This is a genomic window from Nocardiopsis sp. L17-MgMaSL7 (genome assembly GCF_003182025.1).
Taxonomy (GTDB): Bacteria; Actinomycetota; Actinomycetes; order Streptosporangiales; family Streptosporangiaceae; genus Nocardiopsis; species Nocardiopsis prasina.
The window spans coordinates 37182-52094 of the sequence record NZ_QGTF01000020.1; the positions used below are offsets into that span (position 1 = coordinate 37182).

Genomic DNA, 14913 nt, shown 5'->3' on the forward strand with positions numbered 1-14913 from the left:
CAGGCGCCCAGAAAGCCAGGGATTCCTCATCCTCAACCACGCCTGGCTCGTCCCTCACTGGCGGCTCGACTCCTCTTGCAGAACCCTGGCAGCGCCCGAACGTGTGTCTCTTTGCACCTCCGCTCCGCTTCGATGCGTGTTCAGGCGCCCAGAAAGCCAGGGATTCCTCATCCTCAACCACGCCTGGTTCGTCCCTCACTGGCGGCTCGACTCCTCTTGCAGAACCCTGGCGGCACCCGAACGAAGGCACCCCCCTTGTGCCGAAGGTTCAGGGCGGGACTCACGCCCGTGGCTGAGCCGGGCCGTTGGCTCCCCGGCCATGGCTGAGGAGCCACGCCCGCTCGCCCAGCCCCGGGCTCACGGCGAAGTGCGAACTGCACACATCGATGCGGGGGCCTAGTTGGCGCTGGCGTGGGCGGTGGACCCCTGGGCGGCGGGCGTCTCGCCCCGGACCACCAGATCGCTCCACATCCCCCGGACCCGCTCCAGTGCGTAGACGGCGGTCACCTCCGCACGGGCCCGCTCGCTCTCGTCGACGAACCGGCCCTCGGAGACGGTCGTGTGGATGGACTCGGCCATGGCCACCGCGTCGTCGTGGATCCAGTGCGGGTCGTAGATGGTGTCCGAACCCGGCCACGCGAGGAGCGCCGGGACCCCACCGGAGGCCGCGCACTCGGCGGGGGCCAGGTGGAAGGACTCGTCGTCGCTGGTGGAGAGCACGAACCCCACCCGGCGCAGCCAGGTGGCCACGTCCGGCCCGAAGCCGTCGAAGACCACCCCGGAGGCCAGGTTCTCGTCACGCTGGATGCGCCGGTACACCCGCTCGAAGTAGGAGCGCTCCTCCGGCCGGTTCCAGATCCACCAGTACTCCCACGGCTGCTTGGTCTTGACCGACAGCGTGTAGCGCGGGTCCATCCGGCGCAGCTCGGAGAGCACGTCCAGCCCCCGGTCCAGGCGCTTGCGGGACGGTGCGATCCCGATCATGCCGAGCGAGAACTCGGCCCCGGCGAGCTTCGGGCGGTCCAGCTGGCGGTCGTCCACCCAGTTGGGCAGCACCACGACCTTCTCGGCGGGCCAGCCGGTGAGCTCGCGGGTGAGGTCGGCGTAGTGCGGGCTCACGCAGACGACCGCGTCGACCTTGGCGATGTCCAGGCGGCGCGGCCACTCCGCGTACAGCTCGAAGCGGTGCAGGCGCACGATCAGCCGCTGGTCGGGGCGCTTCCACTTGGCGTAGAAGAGCGCGTTGGGCCCGCACCACTCGCAGATGACCACGTCGGCCCAGGAGGCGAGCTCCCGGGACCGGTACTGGTCGTGGGTGCTCAGCCCCTCCCACTCGTCGATGCGTACGTCCAGGCCGGGCAGTGAGTCCAGGTACTCGGCCAGGCGGGTGAAGAATTTGAGGTCGTGCCCGGCGATGACCACCTTGAGCGGGCGCTCGGGGTCGGTGCCCTCGGGAGCCGCGGGAATGGCCTCGGCCAGGTATCCGCGCAGGCGCTCGGCGGCGCGTTCCAGGGTGTGGTTCGCGGCGGCCCTGCGGCAGCGTTCGGCGGCCTCGGTGTACACGGCGCGGTCGTGGTAGGCACGGGCGACCACCGCTGCCACCGAGGCGGTGTCCTCGCCGGCGAACAGCGGATAGTCGGCGCCGAGCAGGGCCTCGTGCATGGGGGTGCGGTTGAGGACCACCGGCAGGCCGAGCGCGCCGAGTTCCAGCACCTTGGTGGACAGCTCCAGGCTGGAGTCCATGTCCGGGTCGCGCCAGGACAGGCCGAAGTCGCACTCGGCGGACTGGCTGAGGGCGTCGGCCCTGGCCATGCCGCCTCGCCAGTCCACGTGCGGGGTGCTCTCCAGGGCCCTGCGCATGCGCTTGGCCCAGTCGGCGGGCTCGGCGTGGATCTTGTCGCCGATCATCACCAGTTCGGCGTCCACCCCGAGCCGGGCCAGCTCCTCGGGCAGCCCGGTCATCTCCAGGGTGTTCCAGCGGGGCGCGAACTTGCCGGTGTAGGCCAGGCGGGTGCGCGCGTGCGTCTGGCCCTCGGCGGCGATCCCCTCGGGCACCACCGCGACGGGCGGGAACAGCACGGACCGGCCGCAGGCGGCGGGGACCGTGGACTCCAGGAAGGCCCGCAGCTCCTCGGTCTGGCAGAGCACGAACCGTGAGGCCAGCGCGATGTCGGTGAGCTCGGCGGTGGCGGTCGCGGACAGTTCGCCGACGCTGTGCGGGAAGTCCGTGAGGTAGGTCCACAGCCTCCCGGCCAGGCTCTCCTCCTGGGCGGCCAGCCCGGCGAGTCGGCGGCCCCGGACGACGACCAGGTCGAAGGGCCTGCGCGAGTGCAGACCGCCCATGATCTCCACGGCCTGCTCGGGCGTGAGACCGCGCGGGCCGAGGTCGGACAGCAGTCGGTCCTCGTACGGACGGACCAGGTGGACGCCGGGGTTCGCGGTGAGCGGCGCGGTGAGCCGGTCGGTGCGGACCTGGGCCTTGAGCAGCAGGGTGACCTCGCAACCCGCCGCCGCCAGGGCCTGCGCCATCGACTGCGCCCAGATCGCCGAGCCGTCGATGATGTTCAGGTCCACGTCCCCGTACAAGAGTGCGCGCGGAGGAGCTGTGCTCACGTTCTTCCCTTCGGATGCTGATGGGTGGCCCGAGTGTTGCGTACTACCGCGCCGCGCGCGCCCGTCGGGGGCGACTCGGGCGTGGCGGTGGTCAACCGACCGCACCCGTCGAGGCGTCGGCGTGGGTCGGTCCCTCGTTGTCGCCGTCGGTGCCGGGCCCGTGGTCCGGTCCGAGGGCCAGGAGCCGGGTACCGCGCCGGTTCCACTCCGCCGGGAGCCAGCCCCGGCGCAGCAGATCGGTCCGGGCCAGTTCCGGGGTGACCGAGGTGACGAACACGTATTGTCTGCCACCGGTGTCACGGTCGAAGAAGCCCCGTTCCCCCAGGCCCGGGGTCTTCTGGTCGCCGGTGTCGGGGGTGCCGACCGCGTCGGCGCCCGAGCACTCGGCGGCACAGGCGAGGTCGGCCAGGCGGTGACGGCCGACCGGGGCGGTCCACAGGTGCGCCCACGGTGAGGCCGCGCGTTCGGCCAGGGCCGCCCAGTGCTCCGGTTCGAACCCGCCGACCTGGGACCGGGTGCCCTCGCGGGTGAGTTCCTCGGGAGTGTCGGGGGCGGTGGTGCGGACCGCGCGCACCGTCAGGCCCTCGGCCCGCAGGCGCTGGACACCGGGCATCCGCGCGGCGGTGTCGGGGACGACCACCTCGGCTGGGCGCAGACGGGAGCCGAGGAGGTCGTCGGCGAGGCGGTCGGCCTCAGGTTCGGAGGCCGGGTCGGCCAGGACCGCGACCCCGCGGCCGCTCAGCGGGAGTTCGGTGCCGGGGGTGCCCGACGGGAAGTCGAGGCCCTCCAGAAGGGAGACCAGCCGGACGGGCGCCGCCTCGTCGAGGAACACCTGGCGGAGCATGGCCCGCACCTCACGGGGTGTGGGCGGTTCCGCGCGCAGTCGGGGCACGGTGACAGCGAGGTCCTCGGCGTCGGGAACGGGCACGGCCGGGTGGGAGACCACCCGGGTGCCGCAGGCCCACGCGCGGCGGCGCAGACGCAGGTCGCCGTGGCCGGACTCGGGGATCACGGCGACGTTGGCGGCGCGCAGGGCGTCGGGCAGTTCGGGCGAGTCGGCGTCCACCACGCCCACGCCGAGGTCCACCAGGACGTCGGGGACCGGCTGGTCCGGGGAGGTGCGGACGAAGACCGCCTCGGGGCCGGAGACGAGTTCGGCGGCCACGGGGTTGAACAGGTGCAACGGCACACCGGCGTCACCCTTGTGCACGCGGTCGAAGCCGAGCTGGCGCAGGGCGGGCGGAGACGGGGCGTCGTCGAGCAGGACCGTGGGGATGCCGCGCGCGGCCGCGGACTCCAGCACCCAGTGCAGGGCACGGGTGCGGTCGACGGCCGCGGGGTCACCCACGTGAGCCCAGGGAGACCCGGGAGCGGCCGCCGAGGTGGACACCAGGAGCAGGTCGACGTCGACGGCGTCCATGACGATCTGGGCGTCGTGCGGGCGCAGCGGCACCGAACGCAGGTAGGGGTCGACCGCCTTCTGCACGGCCGGGCCGAGGACGGTGGCGACCACCAGCAGGTCCTCGCGGCCGCCGCTCAGCCCGGTGAGGAGGCGGGCCTCCTGCCGGTCGGCGTCGAAGGAGCGGACGGGCTCGACGCCGCGGCGTTCGGCGTGGTTGGTGCTGCCGCTGCGTCGCCACAGCCGGTAGAGGTCGCGCGGGAGCCTGACCAGGGAGCGGCCGGGGCGTTTGGCGGCGGCGGTGAGCGCGCGGCCCACCTGGAGGGAGGTCGATCCCTCGAGCGAGGCCAGGCGGGCCTGCGCCTCCTGGAGCTGGGCCTCGCGCTCGGCCAGGGCTTGCCGAAGCTGTTCGGTCTGGCTCTGTTCACGCCGTTTCACGGTCTGCCACCTTGTGCTCGGTTCGGGAAACCTCGGGTCGGGACACCGGGGTGTCCGTGGTGCGGTCCGGGTGCCGGGGGGCGCCCGCGCGGATGGGGAACACGGCCGGTCACCGTGACCACTGGGTGAGGACGGAGGCGATGCGTTCGCCCGCGTGACCGTCCCACAGCGGCGGCACGTCGCCGATCCGCTCCACGGCCCGGCCGTCCAGGACCTTGCCCAGTGCCTGGAGGAGATCGGCCTCGGTGACCAGCTGGTTGGTGCCGTGGGTGATGGTGATCGGGCGTTCGGTGTTGGGGCGCAGGGTCAGGCAGGGCACGCCGAGGATCGTCGTCTCCTCCTGGACCCCGCCGGAGTCGGTGACCACTGCGGCGGCGCCCCGGGTGAGCGCGACGAAGTCGAGGTAGCCGAGCGGTTCGAGCAGGCGCACGCGCGGGTGGTCGCCCAGCCCGGCGCGGTCGAAGGCGGCCTTGCCGCGCGGGTGCACCGGCATGACCACGTCGGTGAGGTCGGCGATCTCGTGCAGGCGCTCGGTGAGCAGGGCGACGTTGGCGGGGTCGTCGACGTTGGCGGGCCGGTGCAGGGTGGCGGCCACGTACCGCTGGGGCAGGTCGAGGCGGTCGCGCAGGGCCTCGGCGTCGAAGCGGTCGATGTTGCCCAGGAGCGTGTCGATCATCGGGTTCCCGACGAGGTGGACGCGGTCCGGGGAGACCCCCTCGGTGGCCAGGTGGCCGATCGCCTCGGGGCTGGTCGCGAAGAGGAGGTCGCTGAGCTGGTCGGTGACCCTCCGGTTGATCTCCTCGGGCATGGTGTTGTCGAAGGAGCGCAGGCCAGCCTCGACGTGCGCGACGGGGACGCCGAGCTTGGCGGCGACCAGGGCGGCGGCCACGGTGGAGTTCACGTCGCCGTAGACCACGACCATCCCGGGCGTGTTCGCGGTGAACTCGCGTTCCAGGCCGACCATGAGCGCGGCGGTCTGCGCTGCGTGCGAACCGGAGCCGACACCGAGGTCGACGTCCGGGGTGGGCAGGCCGAGGTCTCGGAAGAAGACGGCGGACATGCGGTCGTCGTAGTGCTGACCGGTGTGCAGGACCGTCTGGTGCGCGCCCCGCCCGCGCAGGGCGGAGACGACCGGAGCGGCCTTCACGAAGTTGGGGCGGGCCCCGACCACGTGCACGATCCCGGTGTCCTGGCTGCCAAGAGGCGCACTCGTTGCCACGGCTGTTTCCTTCTGCTTCTGGTGGGGGTGACTGCTGTGCTGGTGTGGGCCGGGGTCCCGGCCGGGCGGTTCGCGGCGCGCGCGGTCCGGGTGACGGAGTTCTTTGCCCCAGCCGTCCCGTCCGTGTCGCCGTGTTGTCACCATCCGGCCACGTCCACGTGGTTGTGTGACTGACCGTGCATGACTCCCAGAATCCCGAACCCCGTGTTCCGCGTTCGCGCGTCCTCTGGCCGAGGGCGGTGACCTTCACCGCGACCCTGGCCTGGCACCACCTGCGTTCCGATCCGGCCCGCCTGCCGCTGCTGGCGCTGCGGCTGATGCCCGGCCCCGTGCGGACCTCGGCGCGTGCCGTGTCCGCCCGTTCGGGCGCGCTGCCGCGCGCCTACTCCCTGTGGGACCAGGGACGGCGCGAGGAAGCACGCGAGGTCCTGCTGTCCGCCGCGACGAACTCCCCTCCCCGCAGGGTGGGGCGCCTGGTCTTGGCGGCTCTCGCCGCCGGAGACGCCGACACCGCCCGTGAGCTGGTCGAACGTATTCCTCCGGGGCCGCACAGGACCTCGGCGGAGTATCGGACGGCACTGGCCACGGGACGTGCCGTCCCCGCGTCCCCGTCCGTTTCGCCTGACCGTCACGGGTTCACGTTAACCCGCGGTGCGCCAACGCGGCCTGACGACACGGTGAACGCTCAGCGACCGGCCACCGGCTCGGATGACGGCGGAGGCTGGCGCGTGGCCGTGGACCCGGGGCGGCCCGGGGCGGGGGTGCGGGTGCTGCACCTGGTCACCAACGCGCTTCCGCACACCAACGCGGGCTACACCCAGCGCACGCACCGGATCGCGGTGGCGCAGCGGGACGCCGGGATGGACGTCCACGTGGCCACCCGTGCCGGGTATCCGCTGACCAAGGGGGTCCCGGACCCGCGCACACTGGTGCGGGTGGACGGGATCCCCTACCACCGGCTCCTTCCGTGGACGGCGCCCGGCGACCACGCCGACGAGCTGGCGGCGGGGCTGCGGATGGCGTCGGAGCTGGTGCGGACCGTGCGTCCGGATGTGCTGCACGCGGCCAGCAACCACCACAACGCGCGGCTGGCCCTGGAACTGGGCCGCCGGTTCGGGCTGCCGGTGGTCTACGAGGTGCGGGGGTTCCTGGAGGAGTCCTGGCTGTCCCGGGATCCCTCCCGTAGCGTGGACGATGCCTTCTACCAGGCCGAACGCGCCAGCGAGACCGAGTGCATGCTCGCCGCGGACCTGGTGGTGACGCTCGGGGAGACCATGCGCGCCGACATCGAGGCGCGCGGCGTGCCCCGGGAGCGGCTGCTGGTGGTCCCCAACGCGGTGGACGAGTCGTTCCTCGATCCGCTGCCCTCGGGGGACGAGGTCCGCAAGGAGCTGGGGATCGGACCGGAGGAGTTCGTGGTGGGCACCACCACGAGCTGCTTCGGCTACGAGGGCCTGGACGTGCTCTTGGACGCGGTGGCGGCCATGCGGGAACGAGGGGAGCGCGCCCACGCCCTGGTGGTCGGGGACGGCCCGGAGCTGGCCACGCTGCGTGACCGCGCCCAGCGGCTGGGGCTGGACGGTGCGGCGCACTTCCCCGGGCGGGTCCCGGCCGACCGGGTCCGCCACCACCACGCCGCGCTGGACGTCTTCGCCGTGCCACGACTTGATGAACGCGTGTGCCGCTTGGTGACACCGTTGAAGCCGGTGGAAGCCATGGCTGGTGGGCTTCCTGTTGTCGCGAGTGACCTTCCGGCGCTGCGAGAGATCGTGGAACCGGGGGTGTCCGGCGAGTTAATTCCGGCGGGCGAATCGGCACGTCTAGCTGATGTCCTCACAAATCTCGCCTACAGTCATCAAAAGCGGACGTCCTACGGTCAAGCTGGTCAGGAGCGTGTCGGAGCCAACCGAACGTGGACCGAGGCCGCATACCGCTACAGCCAGGCGTATCGGGTTCTTATTCGAAAAATGTCCGAACCAGGACAGAACCCGTAACCGAGGACAACGTCTACCTACACTCGGACGTCCTGCACTCCGAATGGTGGACCCATGGCAGTCCTCGACTATTTGCGCCCGTTCACGAAATGAATGCGAGTGTGACCGCGAAGTGGATGCCGCAGCCTCCAACCCAGCCACTGTCCCCGAGCAGAGCTCCGGTTCGGCCAGCGACCTCGTCGTCCTCGGCCTCGGTTACGTCGGTCTACCGCTGGCGGCGGAAGCCGTCTCAGCGGGACTGAGGGTGACCGGATTCGACGTCAGCACGCGAGTGGTCGACGGTCTCAACAAGTCCGAGTCGCACATCGACGACCTGTCGACGGACGACGTCGCCTCGATGCTGTCCCACGGGTTCAGCGCGACCACCGACCCGGCGTGCCTCGCGACGGCGCGCACCATCGTCATCTGCGTTCCCACGCCGCTCTCCCCGGAGGGCGGACCGGACCTGGGCGCGGTCACCTCGGCCGCCAGGGCCATCGCCGGGCACCTGTCACCGGGCACCCTGGTGATCCTGGAGTCGACCACCTACCCGGGCACCACCGAGGAGGTCGTCCGGCCGCTGCTGGAGGAGTCCGGCCTGGTCGCCGGCGCCGACTTCCACCTGGCCTTCTCGCCCGAGCGCATCGACCCGGGCAACCCGACCTTCGGCGTGGCCAACACTCCGAAGGTGGTCGGCGGGCTCACGGAGGAGTGCGGCGAGGCGGCCGCCACGTTCTACGAGAACTTCGTGAACACCGTGGTGCGGGCGCGCGGCACCCGGGAGGCCGAGATGGCCAAGCTGCTGGAGAACACCTACCGACACGTGAACATCGCGTTGGTGAACGAGATGGCCGTCTTCTGCCAGGAGCTCGGCATCGACCTGTGGGACTCGATCGCGGCGGCCGCCACCAAGCCGTTCGGCTTCCAGGCGTTCTACCCGGGCCCGGGCGTGGGCGGTCACTGCATCCCCATCGACCCGAACTACCTCTCCTACAAGGTCAAGACGCTCGGCTACCCGTTCCGGTTCGTCGAGCTGGCCCAGGAGATCAACGGCCGGATGCCCGGCTACGTGGCACAGCGCGCACAGGAGCTGCTCAACGAGTCCGGGCTGGCGCTCTCCAGATCCAAGGTCCTGCTGCTGGGTGTCACCTACAAGGCCGACATCGCCGACCAGCGTGAGTCGCCCGCGCGCCCGGTGGCCCGCAAGCTGGCCGCGAAGGGCGCCACGCTGACCTACCACGACCCGCACGTGGACTCCTGGGACGTGGACGGGACGGACGTGCCGCGCTCCACCGACCTGGAGCGGGCGATGGCCGAGGCCGACCTGACCATCCTGCTCACCGACCACGCCGACTACCGGCCCAAGCTGCTCACCGAGTTCGCCCGGCTTCTGCTGGACACCCGCGGTGTCCTGCGCCGCTCGGACCCGGAGGCCGACGCCGTGGCCGACGTTCCCTCGCAGGCGCGCCGCCACGTGCAGCGCGAGGGGGTCCAGATCCTCTGACCAGCCGCTAGATCCGGTACCACCGAGGCACGCCGCTTCGGACGCCACCGCGCGTTCAACGGCGTGCCTTCGTGCGTTCACGGTGACCCAACGAAGGGTTCACCGGAATCACCCCACGCGTCCACTCAGCTTTCCTCGGCGTGTTTCCGCTGGTGAATACCGTGTCGTTCAGCTGATTCCGCACCCTCGGGGCGGATCATCGAATACGGACGAGTCGTACAAACGGTGACATAAGTAGGTGAACCCGATGCACGCGCTTGTGGCCACGATTGTGCACCACCCCGAGGACGCCCGGATCCTGCACCGACAGATCCGCGCCCTCGTCGACGCCGGACACACCGTGACGTACGTGGCGCCGTTCCGGGAGTGCGGGGTGACGCCCTGGGACCAGGTGCGTTCCGTGGACGTCCCCCGCGCCTCGGGCCGGGACCGGCTGTCCTCGCTGAGGGCCGCCCGGACCGCGCTGGCACGGCTGGCCCCTGAGGCCGACCTCCTCCTCTTCCACGACCCCGAACTGCTGCTGGCCCTTCCGACCAGACGCCCCGTGACGGTGTGGGACGTCCACGAGGACACGCCCGCCGCGCTGCTCACCAAGGCCTGGATCCCCGAACGGCTCCGCAAGCCGCTCGGCTCCGTGGTGCGCAGGTTCGAGCGGCGCGCGGAGCGGAGGATGCGCCTGCTGCTGGCCGAGGAGGGGTACCGCCCCCGCTTCCAGGGCGCGCATCCCGTGGTCCCCAACACCACCGAGGTTCCCGACACCCCGCTCCGCCCGCCCGGTGACGACCGTGTCGTGTACCTGGGCCAGCTCTCCAGGGCCCGGGGCGCCCACGACCTGATCGAGATGGGCCGCCAGCTGCGCGACCACGGGGTGCGCCTGGAGGTCATCGGCGGCGCCGACCACGAGATCCGGCCGCTTCTGCGCGACGCCCACCAGGAGAACGCCCTGCACTGGTACGGCTTCGTGCCCAACGACCGGGCCCTGCGCATGGCGGCGGGAGCCCTGGCCGGGATCAGCCTGCTGCACGACACCGACAACTACCGGCACTCCCTGCCCACCAAGGTCGTGGAGTACATGGCTCACGGACTCCCGGTGGTCACCTCGCCGAACCCGATGGCCCAGGCCCTGGTGACCGAACGGCCGGAGGGCGCGGCGGGCGTCATCGTGCCGTTCCAGGACCCGGCCGCCGCCGCCCGCGCCGTGCTCGAACTCAGGGACGACCAGGCGCAGCGCGAGGAGTACGCCCGCACAGGGCACCGGATCGCACGGACCTCGTTCCACTGGCCGGTGCAGGCGCGCCTGTTCGTGAAGCAGCTGGAGGAGTGGGTCGCCGAGGCGAACGGACCGAGGCCCTCCATACCGCGTCCGCGTACGCCCCGGCCCAGCAGCCGCCGCCCCGTCGGCCGTCGCCCTGCGCGAGTGAGAGAGTGACCTCACCGACAGTTCTCTGCTGAAATAACTTCCCGGGAAACCATGTTGTGCTCGGTTGTCGGCCCCCAGCGGCACGCCATGAACCGCAAAAGCACAGCTGAGGTTTCCCTATGAGTGACGCCCTCGTCCTGTCCAAGGACGCGCAGGACCTGTTGTTCCGCAGCGCCCGCACCGCCAACTCCTTCACCGACGAACCGGTGACCGACGAGCAACTGCGCTCCATCTACGACCTGGTCAAGTTCGGCCCCACGGCGATGAACAACCAGCCGCTCCGCGTGACGGCGGTCCGCTCCCCCGAGGCCCGCGAGCGCCTCGTCAAGCACATGGGCGGGAACAACGCGCCCAAGACCGCCAAGGCCCCGCTGGCCCTGGTGCTGTCGGCGGACAGCTCCTTCCACGAGCACTTCCCCACGACCTTCCCCGTCCTGCCGGACGCCCGCGAGAACTTCTCCGGCATGCCGGTCGAGGCCCGCGAGGACATGGCCCTGCGGAACGCCTTCCTCCAGGTCGCCTACCTGATCGTCGGCGTGCGCGCCGCCGGTCTGGCCGCCGGCCCCATGACCGGTTTCGACGCCGAGGGCCTGCGCGAGGAGCTCTTCGGCACGGACTCCACCCAGACCCCGGTGGTCGTGATGAACATCGGCCGCCCCGGCCCGGACGCCTGGTTCGACCGCCTCCCCCGCCTGGACTACGAAGCGGCCGTCACCGAGATCTGATCCCACCGCGAGCGAGGGGCGGGGTGCCCACACGGCGCCCCGACCCTTCGTCATGCCGGGTGCGGCACCGGCCCGAGCACCAGCATGCAGACGTCGTCGTCGTAGGCGTGCCCGCGAAGCGCCGAGGCCAGCAGCTGGTCCGCGGACTCCTCGGGCCCTCGGGACCGCTGGGCGGCGTCGCCGAAACTCGCGGTCAGCCGGGCGATCCCGGCGTCGATGGGCTCGCCCCGGCGCTCGACCAGACCGTCGGTGTACAGCAGCAGGGCGCCGCCCGGCGGGATTCCCACGCGGTTGTCCGTGTAGGTGAGGTCGATCGGCAGGCCCAGCATCCCACCGGAGACCGGTTCGACCGGGGCCGCCTCCCCCGGCGCCATGCGCAGCAGCGGAGGCGGGTGCCCCGCCGACGCCAGGGTCACCTCGGGGTCGCCCGGACGGAAGCGGACGATGACCGCCGTGGCGAACAGGTCCGGTTCCAACCGGTCGAGCAAACGGTGCAGGAGCCCTAGGAGCGCCGCCGGGCTGTGCTCGTCCACGGCGTAGGCGCGCAGGGCGGTCCTCAGCTGGCCCATGGTGACCGCCGCGTGGATGCCGTGCCCGGTGACGTCGCCGACCACGCCGATGTACTCGCCGTCCTCCAGGGGGAAGACGTCGTACCAGTCGCCTCCCACGTTCATGCCGTCCTCGGCCGGCAGGTAGCGCGCGGTCAGCTCCAGGCCCGGGACCTGGGGCAGACGGGTCAGCATGGCTCGTTGGAGGGCAGCCGCGGTGTCGCGCTCATGCTCGAAGCGCTGGGCGTTGTCCATGGCCGTGGCGGCCCGCCGCGCCAGCTCCCCGAGCATGAGGTCGTCGTCGGCGGCCCCCGCCGCACGGTGCAGGATCATCGCACCCAGCGAACGGGAGGCCAGGAGGAGCGGGAAGGCGGTGCCGGCCACGCCCCCGCGCGAGGCCTCGTCGTGCACCGGGCGTCGTTCCGCCACCGCTCGGACGGCCGTCTCCGGGGGCTTTCGCCCCCCGGAGTCGTCCATGGGGACCAGTGAGCCGTCCTCGACCACCCACAGGTCGACCGCGCTCGCGTACGAGGGGATGAGCAGCTTCTCCAGGCGTCCGCGGATCTCCGAACGCTGGAGAGTGGCCATGAGTTGGGCGCTCGCGGTGGAGAGGAGGGTCAGCCGGTTGCGCGCGGTCTCGGCCTCGTCCCGGGCGGCCCGCTCCGCCCGGAGCAGTCGCCGCTGTTCGTCACTGGCCTGCGCGAGTTCCGCGTGCAGGGCCAGCACGCCCAGGTTGGTCTCCTCCAGCTCCCGCTGGTGGGAGGCGAGTTCCCGGGCCCGCTCCGCGGCCAGCCCGGCCAGCCTCCTCCGCTGCCGGTCGTCGGCCAGCTGCTGGGCGGCCAGCAGTTCGACCTCCGAGGCGAGCGCCTCCAGCGCCGCGCTCGGGAGGGGGCCGTCCAGGACCAGGGAACGGGACCAGGCCCCGTCCGGTTCCCCGCCGTCCTCGAGCACGCTCGCCCGCAACTCGCGGAGGTCGTCCGACGCCTCCAGCCGCATCAGCACCGCGCTGCCGGACTCGACTCCGTCCAGGGCGCGCTCGGTGGTGGCGGACAGGAACTCCGCGTCCGCGTCGGTGGTGCGCTCACCCGAGCGGAGCACGTGTCCGACGCGGGCACGGGCCAGCGCCACGTCCACTGGCGACTGGACTCGCTCGTTCAGCAGGAGGTGCCTCATTCCCTCTCCCCGTCGAAGCGTCCGGTGTGCAGGACGACGGCGACCGCCGTGTCGTCCCGCAGGGGGCGGGCGGCACTGCCGGCGTCCCGGAACACCCGCCCGGCGACCAGCGCGGCGTCCCTGTCCGCCAGGTGTTCGATCCCGTCCGGGGACCACCGGCTGGGCAGCCCGTCGGTACACAGCACCAGGACGTCGCCGGGGTGCCACTCCCGGCGGACCGGCGCCGGGGTGCGCAGCCCGAAGGCTCCGACGATGCCGGGCCGGGAGAGGAGTGTCTCCCATCTTCCGCCGCTGTACAGCCGGGCGCCGATGTTGCCCACGCCGCAGAAGGTGAGCCGGTGCGCGGACTCGTCGATGTCGACCACCACCAGGGCCGCCCCACGGGTGGACCGCAGCTCCGTGTGCAGGAGTCGCAGCAGGTCCTCGGGCCTCCCGCCCGCCCTGCTCCGCACCGTGCGAGCGGCGGCGTCGCTGGCCGCGGCCGCTTCCGGACCGTGTCCGAGGCCGTCCGCCAGCATGACGGTCCGGTGCCCCGAGGCGCTGCGGAACGCGAGCCCGTCACCCGACTCGGGCGCACCGCCCAACGACAAGTGCAGGCCCCCGGTGACGGCGGGCGCGGCGAAGGGTCCGCGGGAACCGGTCGGAGCCAGGCGGGCCAGGGCGAGGGTCCCCTGGCCGAGCACGCTGTCCACGTCGAAGTGGTCGCAGGCCCGGACGCAGGCCCCCAGACCGGTGCCGAGGGAGCTTCCCGTGGTGAAGCCGTCGGTCATGGCCCGGTCCACGTCGCGCATGCCGGGCCCGTGGTCCAGCGCGAGGATCTGGAGGGCCCTGGCGTTGCCCCACGGGTCGCGGGCGACCTCGGCGACGATCCTGCCCCCACCCGCGTACTTGACCGCGTTGGTGGCCAGTTCCGTCGCCACCAGGGCCGCGTCACCGGCACGGACCCGGTCCAGCCCCGCGGCCTCCGCGGCTTCCTCAGCCGCTTCCCGGGCCCGGCGGACCAGTGTGGAGTCGCTGACCGACACGTCCCAGACCCTGGTCATCGGAGTCCGTGGGTTCGGGGTCCCGACCACAGGGTGATGGTGACGGCGGTGCCCTCCCCGGGCGCGGTCCGTACGGAGAAGTCGTCGACGAGCCGTTTGGAACCGCTCAGCCCCATACCGAGCCCGCCGGCCGTGGAGTAGCCGTCGTCCAGCGCGCGGTCGACGTCGGCGATGCCGGGGCCCTGGTCGGTGAAGACCAGGGTGACCCCGGCCCCGCCGTTGCCGTCGGTGACGGCCTCCACGGTGACGTGCCCGCCTCCGCCGTGGACGAGGGTGTTGCGGGCCAGCTCGCTGGCGGCGGTCACCAGCTTGGTCTGCTGGACCAGCCCGAACCCGAGGTCCTGGGCCAGGCCGCGCACGCGCTGGCGCACCGACATGAGGTCGGCGTCGTTGCGGACCGGCAGGCTCAGGTCGGTGCGCTCGTTGGTGCTCACGTCTGGTCCCGGTCGGTGTCCCTGGCGGCTGGCCGCCCGGTGTCCCGGATCTCCACTCCGAAGCGGGACGCCGCTTCGGAGAGCGTCCGGGCGGTGTCGAGCCCCGGAAGTGTGAGTCCGAGTTCGACCAGGGTGATGGCGACGCTCGGGCGCATGCCCACCACCACCGCCTGGGCCGCCAGGAGCCGGGCACTGGCGGCCAGCTCCGCCAGGACCCTGGCGAGGAAGGAGTCGACCATGTCGAGTCCGCTGATGTCGATGATCACGCCGCGGGCCCCCGTGGAGGACAGGGCGAGGGTCACGTCCGTCCGTAGGTCGACGGCCGCGTGGTCGGGGAGTTCTCCCTGGATACTGACGAGCAGGATGCCACCCAGGTCCAGGACGGGGACGGGGGATGCTCCAGGCTGCACAGGCGGGTCCGATC

Annotated in this window: 11 protein-coding genes; 4 read left to right on the forward strand and 7 right to left on the reverse strand. The window is 72.1% G+C overall.

Going from position 1 to position 14913, the window contains the following annotated elements; all coding sequences use genetic code 11:
* Nucleotides 1-396: 396 nt before the first annotated feature.
* From BDW27_RS24900 to wecB, 3 genes are all read right to left on the reverse strand, one after another.
* Nucleotides 397-2586 carry a glycosyltransferase gene (locus tag BDW27_RS24900; protein WP_110052031.1) on the reverse strand — a complete coding sequence of 730 codons (2190 nt, stop codon included), beginning with the start codon at nt 2584-2586 and terminating at the stop codon, nt 397-399.
* Between the two features lie 118 nt (nt 2587-2704).
* Nucleotides 2705-4450 carry a hypothetical protein gene (locus BDW27_RS24905; RefSeq protein ID WP_110052032.1) on the reverse strand — a complete coding sequence of 582 codons (1746 nt, stop codon included), beginning with the start codon at nt 4448-4450 and terminating at the stop codon, nt 2705-2707.
* 109 nt (nt 4451-4559) lie between these two features.
* Nucleotides 4560-5669: a non-hydrolyzing UDP-N-acetylglucosamine 2-epimerase gene (gene wecB / locus BDW27_RS24910; protein ID WP_110052034.1), complete on the reverse strand. Its 1110-nt coding sequence runs from the start codon at nt 5667-5669 to the stop codon at nt 4560-4562.
* Between the two features lie 239 nt (nt 5670-5908).
* Between wecB and BDW27_RS24915 the strand changes: the two genes are divergently transcribed.
* From BDW27_RS24915 to BDW27_RS24930, 4 genes are all read left to right on the forward strand, one after another.
* The gene (locus tag BDW27_RS24915) at nt 5909-7663 is read left to right on the forward strand and encodes a glycosyltransferase family 4 protein (RefSeq protein WP_233515918.1); all 1755 of its coding nucleotides are present in this window, start codon (nt 5909-5911) and stop codon (nt 7661-7663) included.
* A 112-nt stretch (nt 7664-7775) separates the two neighbouring features.
* Nucleotides 7776-9146 (forward strand): nucleotide sugar dehydrogenase, encoded by a 1371-nt coding sequence (locus BDW27_RS24920; RefSeq protein ID WP_017542141.1) that lies wholly within the window; start codon nt 7776-7778, stop codon nt 9144-9146.
* 247 nt (nt 9147-9393) lie between these two features.
* On the forward strand, nt 9394-10575 hold the full coding sequence (locus BDW27_RS24925) for a glycosyltransferase family 4 protein (RefSeq protein WP_110052037.1): 1182 nt from the start codon (nt 9394-9396) through the stop codon (nt 10573-10575).
* A 110-nt stretch (nt 10576-10685) separates the two neighbouring features.
* On the forward strand, nt 10686-11291 hold the full coding sequence (locus BDW27_RS24930) for a malonic semialdehyde reductase (RefSeq protein WP_110052039.1): 606 nt from the start codon (nt 10686-10688) through the stop codon (nt 11289-11291).
* A gap of 50 nt (nt 11292-11341) precedes the next feature.
* Here the strand turns inward: BDW27_RS24930 and BDW27_RS24935 are convergent, their stop codons facing one another.
* The 4 genes from BDW27_RS24935 to BDW27_RS24950 are packed head-to-tail and all read right to left on the reverse strand — an operon-like array spanning nt 11342 to nt 14899.
* Complete coding sequence (locus tag BDW27_RS24935; RefSeq protein WP_110052040.1) at nt 11342-13012, reverse strand: PP2C family protein-serine/threonine phosphatase; 1671 nt, start codon at nt 13010-13012, stop codon at nt 11342-11344.
* Entirely contained in the window at nt 13009-14055 is a 1047-nt protein-coding gene (locus BDW27_RS24940) for a SpoIIE family protein phosphatase (protein WP_110052042.1), read from the reverse strand. The genes BDW27_RS24935 and BDW27_RS24940 overlap by 4 nt, the downstream gene beginning before the upstream one ends.
* Entirely contained in the window at nt 14052-14489 is a 438-nt protein-coding gene (locus tag BDW27_RS24945) for an anti-sigma regulatory factor (protein WP_233515919.1), read from the reverse strand. Before BDW27_RS24945 ends, BDW27_RS24940 begins: the two co-directional genes overlap by 4 nt.
* Nucleotides 14486-14899 carry an STAS domain-containing protein gene (locus BDW27_RS24950; protein WP_110052043.1) on the reverse strand — a complete coding sequence of 138 codons (414 nt, stop codon included), beginning with the start codon at nt 14897-14899 and terminating at the stop codon, nt 14486-14488. Before BDW27_RS24950 ends, BDW27_RS24945 begins: the two co-directional genes overlap by 4 nt.
* Between the last annotated feature and the right edge of the window lie 14 nt (nt 14900-14913).

Excerpts from the sequence above, each read along its gene's own strand:
- BDW27_RS24925 (WP_110052037.1), top strand. The coding sequence starts at position 9,394 with ATGCACGCGCTTGTGGCCACGATTGTGCACCACCCCGAGGACGCCCGG.
- BDW27_RS24930 (WP_110052039.1), top strand. The coding sequence starts at position 10,686 with ATGAGTGACGCCCTCGTCCTGTCCAAGGACGCGCAGGACCTGTTGTTC.
- BDW27_RS24935 (WP_110052040.1), bottom strand. The coding sequence starts at position 13,012 with ATGAGGCACCTCCTGCTGAACGAGCGAGTCCAGTCGCCAGTGGACGTG.
- BDW27_RS24940 (WP_110052042.1), bottom strand. The coding sequence starts at position 14,055 with ATGACCAGGGTCTGGGACGTGTCGGTCAGCGACTCCACACTGGTCCGC.